This window comes from Lacticigenium naphthae DSM 19658, assembly GCF_000425865.1.
GTDB lineage: Bacteria > Bacillota > Bacilli > Lactobacillales > Carnobacteriaceae_A > Lacticigenium > Lacticigenium naphthae.
Genome location: NZ_AUEG01000002.1, coordinates 191686 through 213055 on the forward strand (window position 1 = coordinate 191686; position 21370 = coordinate 213055).

Consider the following 21370-nt stretch of genomic DNA (forward strand, 5'->3'; position numbering starts at 1 on the left):
CTATGATTCCTCCGCTCAACCTCCTTCTTTACTCTTAACTAATTCTAGCGAATAATTCTTAGAAATTCTTTATCCAATATGACTAACATATTCCATAATGATTATCGCTTATGAGCATTCTGTTTCTCTATCGATTTTTTCACAACTGGATCAACACTTTAATAAGTCCCCATATCCCTAATCCCAAAGTAGTTAATACTGAGATGCTTCCTAAGATGTTTTGTAAAAGATTGTTTTTGTGTTCACCCATTAACTGTTTATTATTTGCTCCAATCATCAATAAAATTGCAACAAATGGGAGGAAAAAACCACTATTTGCTTGAGCTAGTAAAATGATTTGCGTTGGACTCGTTCCGAACATAGCGAAAATTGTCCCGAAGACAACGACTGATCCACCTGCTAATTTAGCTTTTGATCCTTTTTCATCCCAGTGAAATATGCGAGAAAAAGTGACCTTCATAACTAGAGGGGTCGCAATCGCACTAGATAAACCTGCAATAGAAATACCTATATCACCAAAAATTCTAGCATATGATCCCAAAATAGGTTCCAGTTGCAAAGAGAAAACAATCGGACTATTAACATTTGTCCCCGTACCGAATAAAACTGTTCCACTAGTAACAACGATTGCAATCGTCACTAGAGCGCCGATAAAGACATTTAAATTAATATCAAACCTAGAGTCAGCTAAATATTTTTCGCCCTGCCATTTTTCTGCACTGGTAATAGAATGTAAAATCAAATTGATTCCTATTAAAGTTGTTCCGATCAATGCAATTGTTGCTATGGCAGAACCCTCCGGCATAGTGGGTATAAATATTCCTTTTAGAACTTCACCGATGTCTGGTTTGACAAACAACATAGTAAATACAAAAATGATACCCATACCGCTAACAAAAATTAACATCATCTTTTCCAATGTTTTTGCAGTACCTTTAATTACTGCAATCAATGCCAGTAACCCTAAAATTAACGCAGAAAACCATTGAGTGAAACCTGTTGCATCAGCTAAACCAAGTGCACCTCCTATTAAATTTCCAGCTTCGAACGCAAAAGCTACTGTAACAACGGTCACAATAACAAGGATTTTTACGAAATAAGCCCAGACCTTTGATCGAGGAAATGATTCTATCGCCGCTTCAACTATATCTTTATTTGCAATAATCCCTATTCTAGATGCCATTTCCATCAATATTGCTAATGAAATACACGAAAAAACAACAGCCCACAATAAATCATACTGATAATTCACACCAGCTAATGTTGCTGTAGTTATTGTCCCGGGTCCAATGAATGCACTTGTCACTATAGCTGCTGGTCCAAGGTTTTTGAGTCTGCTTTTTAACGATCTTTTTTCTTTCACATACAATACTCCCCTTCTAAATTCATTTAATACGAATATATTTGAAGGTATAAAAATTGTTATCACACTATAAATAAATTCTTATTCGTTTCTTCTACTTATTCGATACCAAAATTTTATCAAATTATTTTTTATCCGGAAAGGGCTTTCAAAGTAAGTATTTGCTTTTTTTTTTAGACATTTCAGTACTTGTTTTTTTTTTCAAAAAAAAGACCCTCAAAAGCATGAGTAATTGTACTTTTGAGGGTCTTGCTATTTTTTTAAATAAATTTCTTTCGTGAAAGTTCTACCACTAGATAGCGATGTGGATCTTTCCCTTCAGAATGTGTTTCAATTCCTTTATCTTCTGATAAGTAACGATGGATCTGTTTTCTTTCAAAAGAAGGCATAGGCTCTAAAATGACCGGTTGTTTCGTCTTTCTTACTTTATCAGCTGTCCGTTTGGCTAATTTTTTCAGTGTCTGTTCTCTTCGTTCACGGTAGCCTTCAGCGTCAACGATTGCCGTAATTTTAGAATCAGCACGTTTGTGCAATTGTGTCTGAACAAGCATTTGTAAAGCATTTAATACTTTTCCATGACGTCCAATCAACATACCTGCCTTTTGGGAATAGATGGTGAAGGTGACAGTATGATCTTCCATTTTATGTTTAACAGTTGTATGTGTAGCCCCCATTTGATGGGCAATAGATACAATATACTCTGCTACATCCTCAATAGCTTGCTCATCTATTCCATCCTGTTTTTCTTGGACGAGAGCATCTTTTTGAACTTCTTCAGGAATCTCCAGATCATCATCTATCTCAGCAGTTTTTGTTCCTTCTTTTAAAGGAGTAACTTCTTCCTTTTGAGCTGTTTTAATATCTTCTTCTAAGTTTTCTATTTCTTTTTCAATCTTGATATCTGTTGTATCTTTTGAAAAAATATCATCTAATTCAATTTTAGAATCTTTACGACGAACAGTAACTACCGCATCTCTATGTCCAAAACCTAAAAATCCTTTTTTACCGTCTTCAACAATATCTATTAGGGCCTCATCTTTTTTCATACCTAAAGCTTTTAAGCCTTTTTCAATTGCCTCTTCAGTTGTAGGGGCTTGGGCAGTGTATTTATCTATCACTCGTATATTCCTCCATTCCTTTATCGCGTCTATATTAGTCATTAACTATTTTATCACGAAAAAAGATAGAAAGTAGAAAAAGAATTATTTTTTCACATTTCTTTTTGTTTTTTGCGCTCTTCTCAAGGCCCGTTTTCTTTGTCTCTCAGCCTCACGCATTTGTTCTTCTTTTTCTTCTCTCTCTTTTCTAATTTTAAACGGGTTGTTTAATGCCATTGTCTGCGCAACAGAAGCAGCATTACTCGTTACAAAATAGAGAGCTAAAGCACTTGGTAAAGTCATACTGATGAACAAAATCATCAACGGAGCAATATAAGTCATTAAGGCTCCACCTTGTTGCTGAGCACTAGCCATGCTTGTTAATTTAGAATTGGCTAATGTAAACAAAGCAGCTAATACAGGCAAAATGAAATAAGGATCTGTTTCTCCTAGGTTTACCCATAAAAAGTTTCCACTACTTAAGACTTCAGTCCGGCTGATTGCTTGATAAAGAGCAATCAAGACTGGCATTTGAACAACTAAAGGCAAACAACCCATATAGGGATTGACACCCGCTTCTTCATATACCTTAGCCGTCTCTTCTTTTAACTTTTCTTGCGTTTCGGTATCTTTCGAAGAATATGTTTGTTTTAAATCTTGTAACTTAGGATTTACGTCTCCCATTTTCCGCATACTTTTTGTTTGGAAATGAGTCAGTGGTAAAAGAATAATACGTGTGATCATGGTAAAGAGAATAATACCAATTCCATAATTTCCTCCGAAAAATTCAGAAAGCCAAATGATTGTGCGAGAAAATCCGTATATGATTCCTCCATCCCAAAACCCTGTACTGTCAGCTGTAATAGGTTCTGAAGAACAGGCTGAGAGGAACACCATTACCGCAAGTAAACCAACTGTTAAAAGCAATCGCTTATGTTTTTTCACAAAGATCCCCCCTTGTTAACCTATTTACTTATTCAGAAAAAGGAGTGGCTTGTATCTGTTTAACCAAACACAACCACTCTTTTTCTTAAATTAATTTTGCGAGTTTGCATACATGTTGCAAACTACTTTTTACTTCATTCATTGTCATGGAAGCTGCTGGTTTCCTGGCAATCACTATAAAATCTACGTCTTTTTTAAGCATATCCTTCATTTCGGATAAACTTTGTCGTACTTTTCGTTTTACAGCGTTACGTACTACCGCATTTCCAATTTTTTTCCCTACCGAAATACCGACTCGAAAGTGAGATTGGTTTGGTTTATTTAAAACGTAAACCACAAATTGACGATTTGCAGTCGATTTTCCTTGATGAAATACTTCTTGAAAATCAGCTTCTTTTTTTACTCGATAAGCTTTCTTCACTCACTCTCACACCTTTAAAAATACTCCTGCTTAGCGTCTAATTCCAATCTATTAGTTACACTTTTCGTCTGTCTCTTGATGTAGTGAAGATATAACTCTATTGAATAGATTAAACAACTAACTAAAAGAAAAAAAAGACCACTGAGACGGTCAGTGATCATGCAGACAATACTTTTCTACCTTTACGGCGTCTACTTTGAATTACTCGACGACCATTTTTTGTACTCATTCTTTTACGGAAACCATGAACTGTTTTACGTTGACGTTTTTTTGGTTGATAAGTTCTTTTCATAATTTAATTACACCTCCTGAAATCTTGACTGGCTCACTCTGACTATTTTGCTTAGACAGACTTTGTCATTATAAAGAAAAAGAGAGCACTTTGTCAAGCTAATGTTAAATCATCTTTTTTAATAATATAAATGTGAATACCTCGGTAATGTTTTAAATCCTTATTTCTCCGAACGTTCCCTTTTTTAAAAGTTTATCCACAATTGTATTAGAAAGATTCTTTCTTTTATTATCTTAACATTTATCCACAACCTTGTGTAAACTTTCGCTTTCTATTTTTTTATCCACCGGTTCCTCCACCTCCTTATCCACAATCCAAAGGCTGTGGACTTCCCCGTCTTTTTATTTTGTTAGCTTTGTGGATAACTAGTTTTCGCACCTTCACAAAAGGCTCTGTTTCTTTTTGTTTATCCACAATCTAGCTTTACGAGTTTTCCAACTCTAAGTTATGCACATCTCCCCTATGAGTTGTGGATAACTTTAACCACACCCTTGGGATTATTTATGCACACCTGAAATAATCTGTGGAAAACTTCTTTCATGCGTGCTAAAATAAAAAAGCACCCTTTCAAAGGAGGAAAATTATGAACGATTTAACATCCGCATGGAATTATTTACAAGAACAATTTCAAGAATCATTATCCAAAGTCAGTTTTGATACTTGGATTTCAAGTGCTTCAATCGTTTCCCTTTCTGAGCAAACTATTTTAATTGAAGTCCCCTCCTCTTTGCATAAAGAATATTGGAAGAATAATTTGGCTACACGAACAGTTGAATTTCTATATGAGTTTTTAGGTAGAGAGGTCACTCCTACCTTTATTACAAAAGAAGAACAAGATGCGCGCAAGGAAACCAGTTCATTAAATCAAGAAGTGAATTCTTTACCCAGTTCAAAACGTCCGAGTCCATTAAATGATAAATACACTTTCGACACATTCGTTATTGGAAAAGGTAATCAAATGGCTCATGCAGCTGCTTTAGTGGTTGCGGAGGAACCGGGAACTATTTACAATCCTCTCTTCTTTTATGGGGGCGTTGGATTGGGAAAAACTCACTTGATGCACGCGATCGGTCATCAAATGTTGAGTCTAAGACCAGATGCAAAAGTAAAATATGTTTCAAGCGAAAGTTTTGCAAATGATTTTATTAATTCCATTCAAAATAAGACACAAGAGCAATTTCGAAGAGATTATCGCAGTGTCGATTTGCTTTTAGTGGATGATATTCAATTTTTTGCAGATAAAGAAGGAACGCAAGAAGAATTCTTTCATACATTCAACGCCTTATATGATGAAAGAAAACAAATTGTCTTAACAAGTGACCGATTACCAAATGAAATCCCTAAACTTCAAGAACGCTTGGTTTCTCGCTTTGCATGGGGATTATCCGTTGATATTACCCCTCCTGATTTAGAAACACGCATAGCCATTTTGCGTAAAAAAGCAAACGCAGAAAGGCTAGAGATCCCTAATGACGCTTTGAGTTATATTGCTGGTCAAATTGACTCGAATATTCGTGAACTTGAAGGAGCTCTAGTTCGCGTACAAGCCTATGCTGCTATTGAAAACAATGAAATTACAACCAGTCTAGCCGCTGATGCATTGAAGAGTATGTTACCGAACTCCAAGAAAAAATCGATCACCATACAGTCTATTCAGCAAGCAGTCAGTAAATTTTATCAAATTCCTATCAGTGATTTAAAAGGTAAAAAGCGTGTGCGTTCAATCGTTATGCCTCGTCAAATAGCGATGTACTTATCGAGAGAAATGACTTCCTCTTCTCTACCCAAAATTGGTCAAGAATTTGGTGGCAAGGATCATACGACAGTTATTCACGCTTATGAAAAAATTGTTCAATCAATTAAAAATGATGCACAGTTGAAACAAGAAATTGGACAAATCAAAAAAACTCTCTCATAAAAAACGAGAGAGTTGGACTTTTTCGTATTTTAGTGTGAAAAGAAGTCTGTGTATAACTGTGCTATTTGTGCACAACTTTTTGAACAGGTTATACACAAGTGGATAACCTTGCTATGCAAAGAATTTTCCTGTTCTCCACAGTATCCACAGGCCCTACTACTATTACTAGTATTACTCTATAAATATTAATACAATAAAAATTCTGTTATACTATCACTATATACTGATTATCGGAGGGTAAAAAATGAAATTTACAATAAAACGTACTGTATTTTTAAAAAGTTTAGCAGATGTACAATTAGCTATTTCTTCTAAAACGACTATTCCTATTTTGACAGGAATAAAACTAGAAGCGAATGATGAAGGATTAAAATTAGTGGGTAGTGATGGAGACATTTCTATAGAAACAACTATTTCTTCTACAGATGAAGCAGCAGAATTGGTAATCGAATCTACCGGAGCAATTGTTTTGCAACCTGCTCGTTTTTTCAGTGATATTGTTAAAAAATTACCAGATGATACCTTTACCCTAGAAGTATTGGATCGTTTTCAAACTGCCATTACATCATCTTCTTCTGCATTTACGATAAATGGATTAGATGCAAACAATTATCCTAGATTGCCTGAAATCGACTCACAAGAGGCTTTCAAACTACCTGTTCGTTTATTTAAACAAGTAATTAAACAAACTGTCATTGCGGTATCTTCTCATGAGAGCCGCCCCATTTTAACTGGGGTCAATTTGACGATCAATGAAAATCAACTAAAAGCAGTCGCAACTGACAGCCATCGTTTAAGTCAAAGAATCATTCCTTTAGAAACAGATCAGGGAAAACAATACAATATAGTGATCCCTGGAAAAAGTCTGCAAGAACTTTCACGGATTTTAGATGATCAATTAGACGATTTTGAAATGTTTATTACAGATAACCAGGTTTTATTTAAAACCACCAATACTTTTTTCTATTCTCGTTTACTTGAAGGCAATTATCCGGATACCTCTCGTTTGATTCCTGAAAATTCAGCAACCCAAATCACACTAGATGCGACAACATTCTTAGGAGCCGTTACAAGAGCTTCTCTTCTTTCGCATGAAGGTAAAAATAATGTAGTCAAATTAACTGTTAAAGATAATAGTGTAGAAATTTCGGGGAACTCTCCTGAAGTCGGAAAAGTTCAAGAACAAGTTGCCTTTAATTCAATTAAAGGAGAACCACTAGAGTTATCTTTTAATCCTGACTATATGAAAGATGCATTAAATACATTTGGACCAGCAGAAATAACGTTACATCTTATTTCTCCACTCCGTCCATTTGTTTTAGTACCTAGTGAAGACAATCGTGAGTTTATTCAATTGATCACCCCGATTCGCACAGCCTAAATAATACTAAAAACCTGATATAGTGTTTGCTCTCCATTTATTTAAGAGGTGAAAGAATCTTGAATAAATGGAGAGTTTTTTATTTTTTTATGAAAATTTCTGAAAATAGCATTATTTCTTTAACAGCTTATTTTTATCGTTTAAGCTATTTTAATCAGAGCAAAGGGGTTTAGTCGAATCTATGACAAAACTCACTGTAACTACCAAATTTCAGACTTAGTTTGATAAAATATGGTCAATGAAGTATAATAAAGGTACCAAATAAATAATTTGCGTGGACAAAAAAATCCACGCTTATTTTATTGAGGAGTCGAAAAAATGGAAACAATAATTTATATAAAAGAGGAGTTTATAACGTTAGGTCAATTTTTAAAACATGCGAATATTATTCAGAGTGGAGGTATGGCGCGTCCATACTTAGAAACTTATCCTATTTTTGTTGATGGAGAATTGGAAAATAGACGAGGAAAAAAACTCTATTCAGGAACAATTGTTGAAATTCCTGAAGAAGGTAAATTTATTGTGCAGACAGCGCTTGACAATGAGCCGGAAATTTAATGTTTTTAGAGGCGATTGAACTTAAAAATTATCGAAATTATGAAAAAGTGGAAGTTTCTTTTTCAAATGGAATAAATATTTTTTTAGGGGAGAATGCGCAGGGAAAAACCAATCTGATGGAAAGTTTGTACGTATTGGCTATGTCTCGTAGTCATCGAACAACAAACGACAAAGAATTGATTCGCTGGCAAGCTGATTTTGCTAAAATAAGTGGCCGAGTGCAAAAGAAGAATAGTTCTTTCCCATTAGAGATAGTGCTTTCCAAAAAAGGAAAAAAAGCTCGATTTAATCATTTAGAACAAAAAAAATTGAGTGACTATATTGGTCACTTGAATGTGATTTTGTTTGCTCCTGAAGATTTGTCTTTAGTCAAGGGATCGCCTTCTGTGAGAAGAAAATTTCTTGATATGGAAATGGGACAAATGAGTGGGATCTACCTACATCATTTGGTTCAATACCAGAAGATTTTAAAGCAGCGGAATCACTATTTAAAACAAATCAAACAAGGTAGAAAAGTGGATGAAGTTTTTCTGGATATTTTGACTGAACAACTTTCTCTTGAAGGGGCAGAAGTTCTAAAAGAAAGGTATCGATTCACAAAAAGGTTAGAAACGTGGGCTCGACCCATTCATAGTGAAATTTCTAGCCATAAAGAAGAATTGACCATTCATTATCAAAGTTCCGTTAGTGTACAGTCTGAAACAGATAAAGATCAACTCTTTACAGATTTGATCAACAATTTTAAAAAAATCAAAAAAAGAGAACGTGAACAAGGGACAACTTTAGCAGGTCCTCATCGCGATGATATGCTTTTTTATGTTAATGAAAAAAATGTCCAAACATATGGTTCGCAGGGGCAACAACGGACGACAGCATTAAGTATAAAATTAGCCGAAATCGATTTGATGAAAGAAATGACAGGAGAATATCCTTTATTGCTTTTAGACGATGTTTTATCTGAATTAGATGATGAGAGACAAACACATCTACTCAAAGCAATTCAAAATAAAGTACAAACTTTTTTAACAACCACCAGTTTAAGTGGAATTAAACATAAACTGATCGATGTCCCAAAGATTTTTCGCATAACAGATGGTCAGGTAGAAATGGAGAGTGAATAAGCGTGGTAGATGAAACATTAAACAGAGCAGAACTAGCGAGAGAATATGACGCCAGCCAAATTCAGGTTTTGGAAGGTCTTGAAGCAGTTAGAAAAAGACCGGGAATGTATATCGGGTCGACAAGTGCAGAAGGCCTACATCACTTAGTTTGGGAAATAGTAGATAATTCTATCGATGAGGCAATGGCTGGATTTGCGGATACTATTCAAATCATTATTGAATCAGATGGAAGTGTGACAGTTATAGATGATGGACGTGGAATCCCTGTAGATATTCAACAAAAAACAGGTCGTCCTGCTGTAGAAACAGTTTTCACGATCTTACACGCTGGAGGAAAATTTGGCGGTGGAGGGTATAAAGTATCTGGAGGATTACACGGAGTTGGTTCTTCTGTTGTTAATGCTCTATCTGAGTATTTGGAAGTCAGCGTGCATAAAGAGGGGAAAGTCTATTCTCAACGTTATGAACGTGGAGCCGTAGTTACAGAACTTACAGTAACCGGCGAAACTGAACGTCACGGAACAGTCGTACATTTCATGCCTGATACAGAAATTTTTAAAGAAACAATTGAATTTGATTTTAATAAATTAGCTATCCGTATACGTGAATTAGCTTTCTTGAATCGTGGCCTTAATATCTCTATTGAAGACAAAAGAGAAGGGCAAGAAAAAGTAAAAGCTTATTATTATGAGGGTGGGATCAAGAGTTACGTTGAACACTTAAATAAGACTAAAACAGTTTTGTATGAAGACCCGATCCACTTAGAAGGCGAACAAGAAGGGATTACTGTTGAAGTAGCTTTACAGCATACAGATGGCTACCATACATTGCTTATGAGTTTTGCTAATAATATCCATACGTATGAAGGTGGTACGCATGAATCAGGATTTAAGACAGCTTTAACTCGTATACTCAATGACTATGCCAGAAGAAAAAAGATACTTAAAGAAAATGATGAAAACTTAACAGGTGAAGATGTTCGTGAAGGCCTAACGGTTGTATTAAGTATCAAACATCCCGATCCTCAATTCGAAGGACAAACAAAAACAAAATTAGGAAATTCTGAAGTACGTACGATAACGGATCGACTTTTTTCTTCCCATTTTGACCGTTTCTTAGTTGAAAATCCGTCAATAGCAAAGAAAATAGTGGAAAAAGGTATTCTTGCAGCAAAAGCAAGAATGGCGGCTAAACGTGCGCGGGAAGTAACACGAAAGAAAAGTGGTTTAGAAATCAGTAACTTACCGGGGAAATTGGCCGATTGTTCTTCCAAAGATCCAGAAAAAAGCGAAATTTTTATAGTTGAGGGAGATTCTGCGGGAGGTTCTGCTAAACAAGGACGATCACGTAAGTTTCAAGCTATTTTACCGATTCGTGGGAAAATTTTGAACGTAGAAAAAGCTTCTTTGGACAGAATTTTGGCCAATGAAGAAATACGAGCATTATTTACAGCAATGGGAACTGGTTTTGGTGAAGAATTCGAAGCAGCGAAAGCACGTTACCATAAATTGATCATTATGACAGATGCGGATGTAGATGGAGCTCATATCCGGACCCTATTATTGACTCTGTTTTACAGGTTCATGCGTCCAGCAGTAGAAGCTGGATTCGTGTATATTGCGCAACCTCCTTTGTATCAAGTAAAACAAGGTAAAAAAGAAGTTTATCTAGATACGGAGGCAGAACTGGAAGAATATCTCAAATCTATTCCGGCAAGTCCAAAGCCTTCAATCCAACGGTATAAAGGTTTAGGAGAAATGGATGCTGAACAGTTATGGGACACAACAATGAATCCTGAAAACAGGAGACTGCTGCAAGTTACAATCGATGACGCAATTGAAGCAAATGAAGTATTTGAGATGTTGATGGGTGAAACTGTCGAACCAAGACGTCAATTCATTGAAGATAATGCAAAATATGTTCAAAATATCGATATTTAAATATTGGGTGCATGTAAAAGGTCAAAGAGGAGGATTTTAAAAGAATGGCAGATGAATACTCGAATGATCAAAGGGTAGAAGGTATTAATCTATCAAAAGAAATGCGTAATTCATTTTTAGAATACGCTATGAGTGTTATCGTTTCACGTGCATTACCAGATGTCCGAGATGGATTAAAACCTGTTCACCGCAGAATTTTATATGGTATGAACGAATTAGGTATCACTCCAGATAAAGCACATAAGAAATCAGCTCGTATTGTTGGGGATGTAATGGGGAAATATCATCCTCATGGAGATAGTGCTATCTATGAATCTATGGTGCGTATGTCTCAAGACTTTAGTTTCCGTTACCCTTTAGTAGATGGACATGGGAACTTTGGTTCAATAGATGGCGATAGTGCTGCAGCAATGCGGTATACTGAAGCCAGAATGAGTAAAATGGCAATGGAAATGTTACGTGATATTAATAAAGATACCGTTAATTATCGCGATAATTATGATGGAAATGAAAAAGAACCCGTTGTCTTACCAGCACGTTTTCCTAACTTATTAGTGAATGGTGCTTCTGGAATTGCAGTAGGAATGGCAACCAATATTCCTCCCCACAATTTAACTGAAATTATTGATGGGTTACGTATTTTGATGGAAAATAGTGAAGCAACTACAGCGGAATTGATGGAAGCTATCCCGGGTCCTGATTTTCCAACTGGCGGAATCGTTTTAGGAAAGTCAGGAATTAGAAAAGCTTACGAAACAGGGAGAGGATCTATTCAAGTTCGTGCAAAAGCGACCATAGAAACCCTCAAAAATGGCCGTGAGCGGATTCTTGTACATGAACTGCCCTATCTAGTCAATAAAGCGAAACTAGTCGAGAAGATAGCTGAATTAGCTCGAGACAAACGTATTGAGGGCATCACGGATTTAAATGACGAATCAGATCGGGATGGCATGCGTGTCGTAATCGATGTGAGAAAAGACTCTTCAGCGGGAGTTATTTTAAATAATTTATATAAGCTGACACCGATGCAAACCTCTTTTGGTTTTAATATGCTTGCTATTGTCGATGGTATTCCTAAAGTTCTAGGATTAAAAACATTTTTAGAAAAATATCTTGAACATCAAGTGGAAGTTATCACGCGAAGAACGCGCTACGATAAACGCAAGGCAGAAGCGCGTGCGCATATTTTAGAAGGTTTGCGTATAGCATTGGATCATATTGATGAAATCATCTCCATTATTCGTAGTTCCAAAAACGGTGAAGAAGCTAAGGGGACATTAATTGAGCGTTTCTCTTTATCAGAACGCCAAGCACAGGCTATCTTAGATATGAGAATGGTACGCTTAACTGGTTTGGAGAGAGATAAAATTGAAGGTGAATACCAAGATTTGGTCTCTTTGATTTCTGATCTTGCTGATATTCTTTCTCGACCAGAGCGAATAAATGAAATTATTTATACTGAATTAATTGAAATTCAAGAAAAATTTGGAGATGACCGTAGAACTGAATTGTTGATTGGGGAAGCCTTGAGTATTGAAGATGAGGACCTGATCGAGGAACAAGATATAGTTGTTACACTTACTCATAATGGATACATGAAACGCATGCAAGTTGATGAGTTTAAAACTCAAAACCGTGGAGGACGCGGGGTAAAAGGAATGAAAACAAATGATGACGATTTTGTTGAAACCTTGGTCACCTGCTCTACGCATGATTTATTATTGTTCTTTACCAATACTGGTAAAGTATATAAAGCAAAAGGATACGAAATTCCTGAGTACGGACGCACAGCGAAAGGGATTCCAGCAATCAATTTCCTAGGAATCGATCCAGGAGAGAGTATTCAAGCAATCATTAATATGCGTGGTGAAATAAGTGAGGAAGAACAATTATTCTTCACTACCCGCAAAGGGACTGTGAAACGAACAGCATTCAATCAATTTGCCAATATCCGGACAAGTGGTCTAAAAGCAATTGTACTGAAAGATGACGATGAATTAATTGATGTAACATCTACAAACGGGGATCAACACATCATCATTGGGACACATTTAGGTTATGCTGTGAGTTTCCACGAAAAAGATGTCCGCAGTATGGGAAGGTCAGCTACTGGAGTACGAGGAGTTCGTTTGCGAAAAGATGATTATGTCGTAGGGATGAGTATTCTCGATCCTGATTCAGAAGTATTAGTTATAACAGAAAGAGGTTACGGGAAACGTACACCAGCTAAAGAATACAATATTCGTAGCCGTGGTGGTAAGGGTGTTAAAACTGCACATATAACAGAAAAAAATGGACCCATCATTGGGTTGACAACCGTTACTGGTGAAGAAGATATAATGTTAATGACAGATGGTGGAGTTATTATCCGTTTCCAAGTTGGAAATATTTCCAGAACAGGCCGTGATACTCAAGGCGTCCGTTTAATAAGAATTGAAGAAGGCTATAAAGTCTCAACATTAGCAGTTGTTGAACCTGCTGATGAGGAGGAAGAAGGGATCAAAGAATCCAATTCTGAAGAAGCCGTATCAGAATATACAGAGCCCCTTGAAAAAACAGAAGAATCAATCGAAAAGGCCGAAGAAAATCAAGTAGAGGAAGAATAAGAAGTGTGAAAGTAGGGCGAAGTTTAAGGTCAAACTTAGATTGATCCTTGCACAAAACGGGAGAGTATGATAACATGTTTTGAAGTGAGTAATCTATTAAAACATAGAATACTCTCCTTGCTCTTCTCTCTTAATAGAAGGGCCAAAGTCCATAAGGAGGTGACAGTCAAAGATGAGTCAAACAGCTAAATACGAAATTTTATATATTATCCGTCCAGATATGGATGAAGCATCAAAAAAGGAATTAGTAGATCGTTTTGATACTATCCTTAAAGATAACGGAGCTGAAATTACTGAATCAAAAGACTGGGCGAAACGTCGCTTTGCATATGAAATCAAAGGTTTCCGCGAAGGAGTTTATCATTTAGTTAAACTCAGCGCAAACGATGCACAAGCAATCAATGAATTTCAGCGTCTAGCTAAATTCAGCGAAAGCATTTTGCGTCATATGATCGTCCGCGAAGAAGACTAATTAAGTTCCATTGTTTCACGTGAAACAATTTAAGGAAGGAGCAGAACAGTTTGATAAATAATGTTGTACTAGTTGGAAGATTAACTCGAGATGTTGAATTACGCTATACGTCTAACGGCACTGCCGTTTCAACTTTTTCAATAGCTGTAGATCGTCCATTTACGAATGCAAGTGGAGAAAGAGATACAGATTTTGTAAACGTTGTGGCTTGGAGAAAAACAGCAGAAACAGTTGCAAACTTCACACGTAAAGGTTCATTGATTGGTGTTCAAGGACGTATTCAAACACGTAACTACACAAATGCAAATGGACAAAAGGTTTATGTGACAGAAGTAGTTTGTGAAAATTTCTCGATGTTAGAACCTAAATCCGTTACTGAACGTCGTGCGCAACAAGCAGATGGAAATTCCAGCAATCAATCGAATAGTACCAATAATGTTAAACAAAATTCTGATAACAAAGCTCCTGGAAATCAAAACTTTCCGAATTTCGATAGTGATCCATTTGAAAAAAGTGGAGATCCAATCGACATCTCGGATGACGACTTACCATTCTGATTTATTTGTAAAAGGAGGATAATGAAATGGCTCAACAACGTAGAGGCGGAAAGAAACGCCGGAAAGTTGACTTTTTTGCAGCGAACCATATTGAACATATAGACTACAAAGATGTTGATCTTTTGAAACGTTTTATTTCTGAAAGAGGCAAGATCTTACCACGTCGTGTGACTGGGACGTATGCTAAAAACCAACGTAAATTAACTAAAGCAATCAAACGTGCGCGTATTATGGCATTATTACCATTCGTAACTGGAGAATAATAGAATAAAAACAAAAAAGAGGGGCTTGGATAGCGATTTAATCCAGCTCCTCTTTCTTGTTTTTTAGGAGTTCGTTTTTTAAATTGTTTCACGTGAAACAATTTAAAAAAACTTTTGCTTGCTTAAAAAAGTATAAGTAAAGAGGTAAATATGAAATGTAGATTATCCCTCTTAATCATGTTAAAATAAGGCTAATGCTTGAAGCGAGAAAAGGAGAAAGTATGAATAAAAATATATCTGATGAGAAACTCCCGAGGTTTATTGATAATCAAAAACTAAGAAATATGGGAGTTATTTTTTTGATCGCTCAAATTTTTGCGATTTTGTTTAGTTTTTTTGTAAGTATTCCTCTCGGTTTTATTCTCGTGCTTTTGTTTATTCTATCTTTACTATTTTTTAAAAATGCAAGCGAAGAATTCTTTTATGAAATCAATCAATATATTTTGAACCTTTCTTACCGCATTAAAAGAGGAGAACAAGAGGCGTTGATAAAAATGCCGATAGGGATCTTAATGTTAAATAATGAGGGTGATGTTGATTGGGTGAATCCTTATATGTTAACAGAACTTTCAGATAACGAAATAGTAGGACGAAAGTTAAAAGATATTGATGAGGATTTATACAGAGAACTTGAAAATGTTAAAGAGACAGATATGTATACAATAAGATGGAACGAAAAAATATATCAGGTCCATGCTCAAAATGATATTCATGTAATCTATCTTATGGATGTTACAGAGTATGCTCAAATCAAAGAGAGATATGAAGAAGATCGGCCGGTTATCGGTTATCTTTTCTTTGATAATTACGATGAACTGACACAAGGATTAGATGACCGTGCTGTATCCAGCTTTGATAACATGCTGACAACCTATTTATCAAATTGGGGAAAACAACATGGAATATTTTATAAGAGAATATCCGACGATCGTTACTTCTTATTAATGGACCGCAAAGAATTGAGACGTATGGAAAACGAGCGCTTCAGCATAATCGACAACATACGTGAAAGAACTTCTAAGAGAAATCTTCCATTAACAATTAGTATTGGTCTCACTTATGGAAGTGCTACATTTGATCAGCTAGCAGATTTAGCTCAAAACAACCTTGATTTAGCATTAGGACGTGGTGGTGACCAGGCAGTTGTCAAACCAATTGATGGTGATCCTCGTTATTATGGTGGCAAAACAAATCCTATGGAAAAAAGAACGCGTGTCCGTTCAAGAATGATTAGTCAAGCAATGCAAGATATAATGCTTGAAACTGATAATATTTTTGTTATGGGACATAAAAATCCTGATATGGATGCGATTGGTTCTTCTTTAGGGATCCAACGGATTGCAAAAATGCATCACAAAGCCTGCTGGATCGTTATTGATAAAGAAGACTTAGGTGCAGATGTTACCAAGCTAATGGCAGAAATCGAAAAAGATAGTCAAATTAGCCGATATATCATATCGCCAGAAGTGGCAGAAGAAATGGTAACACCGGAAAGCTTAATTGTTCTGGTTGACCATCACAAACCTTCGATGTCGATTGCTCCAAATTTACTGAAGAAAACGAAGAAAAATATGGTCATTGATCATCACCGTCGTGGCGAAGAATTTGTTGATAGTCCATTACTAGTCTATATTGAGCCTTATGCATCCTCCACAGCTGAATTGATTACTGAATTATTTGAATATGTCCCTACTGAGGGAGACCCCATCAATAAAATCGAGGCAACGGCACTTTTGGGAGGAATTATTGTTGATACAAATAATTTTTCGCTTCGTACAGGTTCTCGTACATTTGATGCGGCTAGTTATCTCCAATCGGTGGGTGCGAATAGTACCTTGATTCAACGGATGCTAAAAGAAGATCCTGAAGTATATTTAAAACGAAGTCATTTAATAGAAACAATGGAATTCGTTGAAGAAAACTATGCAATCGCCCATGGAAATGAAGATGTTCTATATCATCCAGTAGTAGCAGCTCAAACTGCGGATACGATGCTTGCCATGACGAATGTAGAAGCCTCTTTTGTTATTACTAGAAGAGATAGTAAAACTGTAGGCATCAGCGCTAGAAGCCTAGGGAAAATAAATGTGCAACGTATTATGGAAAAAATGGGTGGTGGTGGACATTTGTCTAATGCAGCCACACAAATTTCAGATCAATCAATTGAAGAGGTAAAACAGCAATTGATCGATGCTTTACATGAATATAAAAATAATTAATTAACAGGAGGAATTTTTGATGAAAGTTATTTTTTTAGAAGATGTTAAGGGTAAAGGTAAAAAAGGTGAAATAAAAAATGTGGCAGATGGTTATGCAAATAATTATCTTTTAAAAAATAATTTGGCAAAAGAAGCTACTCCTGCAAGTGTAAGTGAATTGCAAGCAAAAAAGAATGCAAAGAAAAGAGAAGAGATTGAAATAAAAGCTGAAGCTCAAGAGATAAAGGGAATTCTTGAAAAAGAGGAAAATGCAATTGAGATTCACACAAAGTCTGCTGAAGATGGAAGATTGTTTGGCTCTGTCACTACCAAGCAAATAGCTCAAGAGGCTAAGAGACAGTTGGGAATTAAATTGGATAAAAGAAAAATAGATATGAAGGTCCCCATGCGTACAGTAGGGACTCAAAAGATGGATGTAAAGATTCATCCAGAAGTTACAGCAGAGATTACTGTACGAGTTTTACCTGAAAAATAAGAATAAAGAAAGGGATTGAGGCAAATAGCATCAATCCCTTTCTTCTTATAGATTTTTAAAAAAGAACAAGTGTTCGCGTTAATTCTATAGCATTTTATGGGAAAATTAAGTAAAATAAAAGATGAAATAAGGTATAATGAAGAAATTGAATTGGATTGACTAAAGTTTTTCTGGAAAGGAAAGAAAATTGTGGTAGTAGAAGCATTTCAAGATCGAATTCCACCTCAGAACATTGAAGCGGAACAAGCAGTATTGGGATCCGTTTTTTTGAATCCGGATGCTTTGATTTCAGCTATGGAATTTATAGAATCAAGAGATTTTTATCGCAGAGCCCACCAATTGATTTTTCAGTCAATGGTAGAATTGAATGAAAAAAATGAAGCGATTGACGTGGTCACTATAACCAATGCCCTCGAATCGAAAAAGCAGATAGAAGATATAGGTGGAATGCCTTACTTAGCCGATTTAGCTGTAATCGTGCCAACTGCAGCGAATATTGAACATTATGCTAAAATAGTAGAAGAAAAATCTGTTGTGAGGCGACTCATAAAAACAGCAACGGATATAGCCACTAAAGGTTATGAAGAAGGGGATAATATTCCCGATTTGCTGGATGAAGCAGAAAAAAACATTCTTGAAGTCTCCGAAAAAAGGAATAAGAATGGATTTACTCCAATTGCTGACGTTTTAAATCGATCGATTTCTCAAATTGATCAATTGTATCAGAATAATGAAGATATTACTGGATTGTCTACCGGATATAAAGCATTAGATCAAATTACTGCTGGTCTGCATGATGATGAATTAATTATACTCGCTGCTCGACCAGGTGTAGGGAAAACAGCTTTTGCATTGAATGTTGCTCAAAACATAGGTACGAAAACAAATGAAACAGTGGCTGTATTTAGTTTAGAAATGGGAGCAGAACAATTAGTTAACCGTATGCTTTGTGCAGAAGGAAGTATTCATGCTTCCCATTTAAGAACCGGAAATTTAACTGAAGAAGAGTGGCAAAGTTTGATTGTTGCCATGGGGAGCTTATCTAAAGCAAATATCTACATCGACGATACACCGGGTATTCGTACCGCAGAAATTCGTGCAAAATGTAGGCGATTGAAACAGGAACAAGGAAACATAGGGTTAATAGTCATAGATTATCTGCAACTCATTGAAGGATCAGGTCGTGAAAGTAGACAACAAGAAGTTTCTGCGATTTCACGGCAACTAAAGAAATTGGCAAAAGAATTGTCAGTACCTGTTATTGCTCTTTCTCAATTATCGCGTGGTGTTGAACAAAGACAAGATAAACGTCCCATTTTAAGTGATCTAAGAGAATCTGGATCAATTGAACAAGATGCTGATATTGTAGCCTTTTTATATAGAGATGATTATTATCGAAAAGAAGAAGGCGAAGAAGAAGTGGAAGACGTTGGAGAAGATAATGTAGTGGAAGTGATCGTTGAAAAAAACAGGAGTGGTGCTCGTGGGACTATAAAATTACTCTTTGTTAAAGAATACAATAAGTTTAGTTCGTTGGCTTACTATCCAGAAGATCAAATTCCAAATTAAAATTAACTTGGAATAAAATTAATTTGAATGGTATACTAATTGGGTAATAAATAGGGTTATTAGCTCAGTAGGTAGAGCAGCTGACTCTTAATCAGCGGGTCGGGGGTTCGAATCCCTCATAACCCATACCCAAATCACTATTAGCCTTTATTTTTTCTTGGACAGCTATCCTGGAATCAATAAAGGTTTTTTTGTATTGACTCCAGGTGTGCAGATGAAATGTAGGCTGAGGAAAATATTTTATGTTATGATAAGAGTGGAAAATTTTTATTAGAAAAACGAAAAGTAGAAGAGAGGAAGTATGGAAATGGTCGAGTGGTTTTTAAATGCCAGCCCAATGGTACAAGCATTGTTAGCAACATTATTTACGTGGGGCATGACAGCTTTAGGAGCTGCTTTAGTATTTACTGCTAAAACTTTCAATCAAAAAATTATGGACGCTATGTTAGCTTTTGCAGGTGGAGTTATGATCGCGGCTAGTTTTTGGTCACTTATTTCTCCTGCTCTTGAAATGGCTGAAGATGGTCCCTTACCTCCGTGGATACCTGCAGCTATTGGCTTTATGTCAGGTGGTTTATTTTTATGGGGAGTAGACAAACTATTACCGCATTGGCATCCAGAAGAAACAGATGAAGGTCCAGAAGGGATTCATCCGGAAAGTTTTCGCCGGAGTACTTTATTAGTATTAGCAATTACATTGCACAATATTCCTGAGGGTCTCGCAGTCGGTGTTGCATTTGGTAGTTTGGCGTATGGAAATGATTTGGCTCAAGTAGCCGGTGCTGTAACTTTAGCGATCGGGATGGGAATTCAAAACTTTCCAGAAGGAACGGCAGTCTCTATGCCATTGAGAAGGGAAGGCATGTCAAGAGGAAAAGCCTTTTGGTATGGTCAATTATCTGGAGTCGTAGAACCCATATCTGCCGTACTTGGTGTATGGTTAGTCACGGTTATGGAACCTTTATTACCTTACGCATTGACATTTGCTGCCGGAGCCATGATTTTTGTTACGGCTGAAGAAGTTATTCCGGGCTCACAAGAGAATGGGAATAAGGACTTAGCAGCAATATGGTTAATGATCGGTTTTACAGTGATGATGATATTAGATGTGGCTCTAGGGTAGAAAAGAATGCTCTCCAAAAATGAAAAGAGATAAGTGATTTTTAAAAAGAAGAGAGTGGGACAAAAAACGTTCAGACCCGAATAGAGCTCCGCATACTCTATCCGTAAGCCACTAAAGTGTCAACGAATACAGCAACTGGAGCGGATACTCGAAAGATAGTCGTAGACTATCGAAGAGTGTTCGTGAAGTGGACGTCGGGTCTGTTTTTTGGAGCACGTTTTAGAAAGGAATGTTTGGAAAATGATTAGAGGCTGGGACTTTTGTCCCAGCCTCTTCCTACGTTTAGTCAAGGCAAAAGATTTTAGTCAGTAATAAAATCAAGGATTTCTACTGTAGTAATACGTTGTTGCTCTTCTCCGGAGATTGTTGCTACGCCATCCCCCTTCTGAGGACCATAATCACCGAACTGAGCGTGATTCCCACCATCTATGATTAATTGCCTTAAATTGTTTGATTCATCTGCAAACGAAGTGTAATTGTCTTTATTGAGTATCAAATCGCGATTCCCATAGATAGATAAGACGGGTAAATCTATAGTAGAGAAATCTTTTGTAGAATAGGCACCTAAAAGAATCACTCCTTCAAATAAATGAGGTCGATCATAGGCTACTGAACTTGCCATTGCTCCTCCCAAGGAATGGCCCCCAATGAACCATTCAGTTATATTTGGATGATCAGTCATGATTTCTTCAGCTAAATCAGCATTAAAGACTGCCAAATTGAAAGGCATTTTGGACAGAAATACAGTAATATCTTCTTCGACCAATCTAGATAGAAGAGGATAATAAGCTTTTTCCTCTACTTTCCCACCTTGATAAAATATAAAACCCCTGTTGGTTTGTTCCATTGTTGAAGAAAGCAATATATAATCGTCTTCTTCGACTAATTGAATAGAAGCATCAGTTGGTGAATTTAGAGCTGCAGAAGAAGGCTCGTAACTGGATGATAAATAATAAAAAAGGCCTCCCAAAATGAGGAGCAATAAAAGGAATAAGAGCCGTAATAATTTCTTGGTTTTCATTTTCACCTGTGTTCCTCCTAATAAAAAAA

19 protein-coding genes and 1 tRNA gene are annotated in these 21370 nt (G+C 36.3%); 14 read left to right on the forward strand and 6 right to left on the reverse strand.

Annotated elements, in window-relative coordinates:
* Window positions 1-139 precede the first annotated feature (139 nt).
* The 5 genes from H626_RS0103695 to rpmH form a co-directional block, all read right to left on the reverse strand.
* Window positions 140-1363, reverse strand: a complete 1224-nt coding sequence (locus H626_RS0103695) for an Nramp family divalent metal transporter (protein WP_027108135.1) — start codon at window positions 1361-1363, stop codon at window positions 140-142.
* Between the two features lie 260 nt (window positions 1364-1623).
* Window positions 1624-2481 (reverse strand): RNA-binding cell elongation regulator Jag/EloR, encoded by an 858-nt coding sequence (gene jag / locus H626_RS0103700; protein ID WP_051237781.1) that lies wholly within the window; start codon window positions 2479-2481, stop codon window positions 1624-1626.
* An 84-nt stretch (window positions 2482-2565) separates the two neighbouring features.
* Window positions 2566-3405 (reverse strand): membrane protein insertase YidC, encoded by an 840-nt coding sequence (gene yidC, locus H626_RS0103705; protein WP_027108137.1) that lies wholly within the window; start codon window positions 3403-3405, stop codon window positions 2566-2568.
* Window positions 3406-3490: 85 nt separating this feature from the next.
* The gene (rnpA, locus tag H626_RS0103710; RefSeq protein ID WP_027108138.1) at window positions 3491-3826 is read right to left on the reverse strand and encodes a ribonuclease P protein component; all 336 of its coding nucleotides are present in this window, start codon (window positions 3824-3826) and stop codon (window positions 3491-3493) included.
* Window positions 3827-3983: 157 nt separating this feature from the next.
* Entirely contained in the window at window positions 3984-4118 is a 135-nt protein-coding gene (rpmH, locus tag H626_RS0103715; RefSeq protein ID WP_027108139.1) for a 50S ribosomal protein L34, read from the reverse strand.
* Window positions 4119-4701: 583 nt separating this feature from the next.
* Between rpmH and dnaA the strand changes: the two genes are divergently transcribed.
* From dnaA to H626_RS0103785, 14 genes are all read left to right on the forward strand, one after another.
* Entirely contained in the window at window positions 4702-6036 is a 1335-nt protein-coding gene (dnaA, locus tag H626_RS0103720; protein ID WP_027108140.1) for a chromosomal replication initiator protein DnaA, read from the forward strand.
* A gap of 244 nt (window positions 6037-6280) precedes the next feature.
* Window positions 6281-7417: a DNA polymerase III subunit beta gene (dnaN, locus tag H626_RS0103725; protein ID WP_027108141.1), complete on the forward strand. Its 1137-nt coding sequence runs from the start codon at window positions 6281-6283 to the stop codon at window positions 7415-7417.
* A gap of 318 nt (window positions 7418-7735) precedes the next feature.
* On the forward strand, window positions 7736-7975 hold the full coding sequence (yaaA, locus tag H626_RS0103730; RefSeq protein ID WP_027108142.1) for a S4 domain-containing protein YaaA: 240 nt from the start codon (window positions 7736-7738) through the stop codon (window positions 7973-7975).
* Entirely contained in the window at window positions 7975-9096 is a 1122-nt protein-coding gene (gene recF / locus H626_RS0103735) for a DNA replication/repair protein RecF (protein ID WP_027108143.1), read from the forward strand. The genes yaaA and recF overlap by 1 nt, the downstream gene beginning before the upstream one ends.
* A gap of 2 nt (window positions 9097-9098) precedes the next feature.
* Entirely contained in the window at window positions 9099-11036 is a 1938-nt protein-coding gene (gene gyrB, locus H626_RS0103740; protein ID WP_027108144.1) for a DNA topoisomerase (ATP-hydrolyzing) subunit B, read from the forward strand.
* 44 nt (window positions 11037-11080) lie between these two features.
* Entirely contained in the window at window positions 11081-13642 is a 2562-nt protein-coding gene (gyrA, locus tag H626_RS0103745; protein ID WP_027108145.1) for a DNA gyrase subunit A, read from the forward strand.
* 172 nt (window positions 13643-13814) lie between these two features.
* Window positions 13815-14114 carry a 30S ribosomal protein S6 gene (rpsF, locus tag H626_RS0103750; protein ID WP_027108146.1) on the forward strand — a complete coding sequence of 100 codons (300 nt, stop codon included), beginning with the start codon at window positions 13815-13817 and terminating at the stop codon, window positions 14112-14114.
* A 50-nt stretch (window positions 14115-14164) separates the two neighbouring features.
* The gene (ssb, locus tag H626_RS0103755) at window positions 14165-14671 is read left to right on the forward strand and encodes a single-stranded DNA-binding protein (protein ID WP_027108147.1); all 507 of its coding nucleotides are present in this window, start codon (window positions 14165-14167) and stop codon (window positions 14669-14671) included.
* Between the two features lie 26 nt (window positions 14672-14697).
* On the forward strand, window positions 14698-14934 hold the full coding sequence (rpsR, locus tag H626_RS0103760; RefSeq protein ID WP_027108148.1) for a 30S ribosomal protein S18: 237 nt from the start codon (window positions 14698-14700) through the stop codon (window positions 14932-14934).
* A gap of 221 nt (window positions 14935-15155) precedes the next feature.
* Window positions 15156-17153 (forward strand): DHH family phosphoesterase, encoded by a 1998-nt coding sequence (locus H626_RS0103765; protein ID WP_027108149.1) that lies wholly within the window; start codon window positions 15156-15158, stop codon window positions 17151-17153.
* Between the two features lie 19 nt (window positions 17154-17172).
* Window positions 17173-17628: a 50S ribosomal protein L9 gene (rplI, locus tag H626_RS0103770; RefSeq protein WP_027108150.1), complete on the forward strand. Its 456-nt coding sequence runs from the start codon at window positions 17173-17175 to the stop codon at window positions 17626-17628.
* A 189-nt stretch (window positions 17629-17817) separates the two neighbouring features.
* On the forward strand, window positions 17818-19197 hold the full coding sequence (gene dnaB / locus H626_RS0103775) for a replicative DNA helicase (protein WP_027108151.1): 1380 nt from the start codon (window positions 17818-17820) through the stop codon (window positions 19195-19197).
* 53 nt (window positions 19198-19250) lie between these two features.
* Window positions 19251-19323 (forward strand) — tRNA-Lys (locus H626_RS0103780).
* A 181-nt stretch (window positions 19324-19504) separates the two neighbouring features.
* Window positions 19505-20320 carry a ZIP family metal transporter gene (locus H626_RS0103785; RefSeq protein WP_027108152.1) on the forward strand — a complete coding sequence of 272 codons (816 nt, stop codon included), beginning with the start codon at window positions 19505-19507 and terminating at the stop codon, window positions 20318-20320.
* Between the two features lie 301 nt (window positions 20321-20621).
* Here H626_RS0103785 and H626_RS0103790 read toward each other — a convergent pair whose 3' ends face one another.
* On the reverse strand, window positions 20622-21341 hold the full coding sequence (locus tag H626_RS0103790; protein WP_027108153.1) for an alpha/beta hydrolase: 720 nt from the start codon (window positions 21339-21341) through the stop codon (window positions 20622-20624).
* Window positions 21342-21370 lie beyond the last annotated feature (29 nt).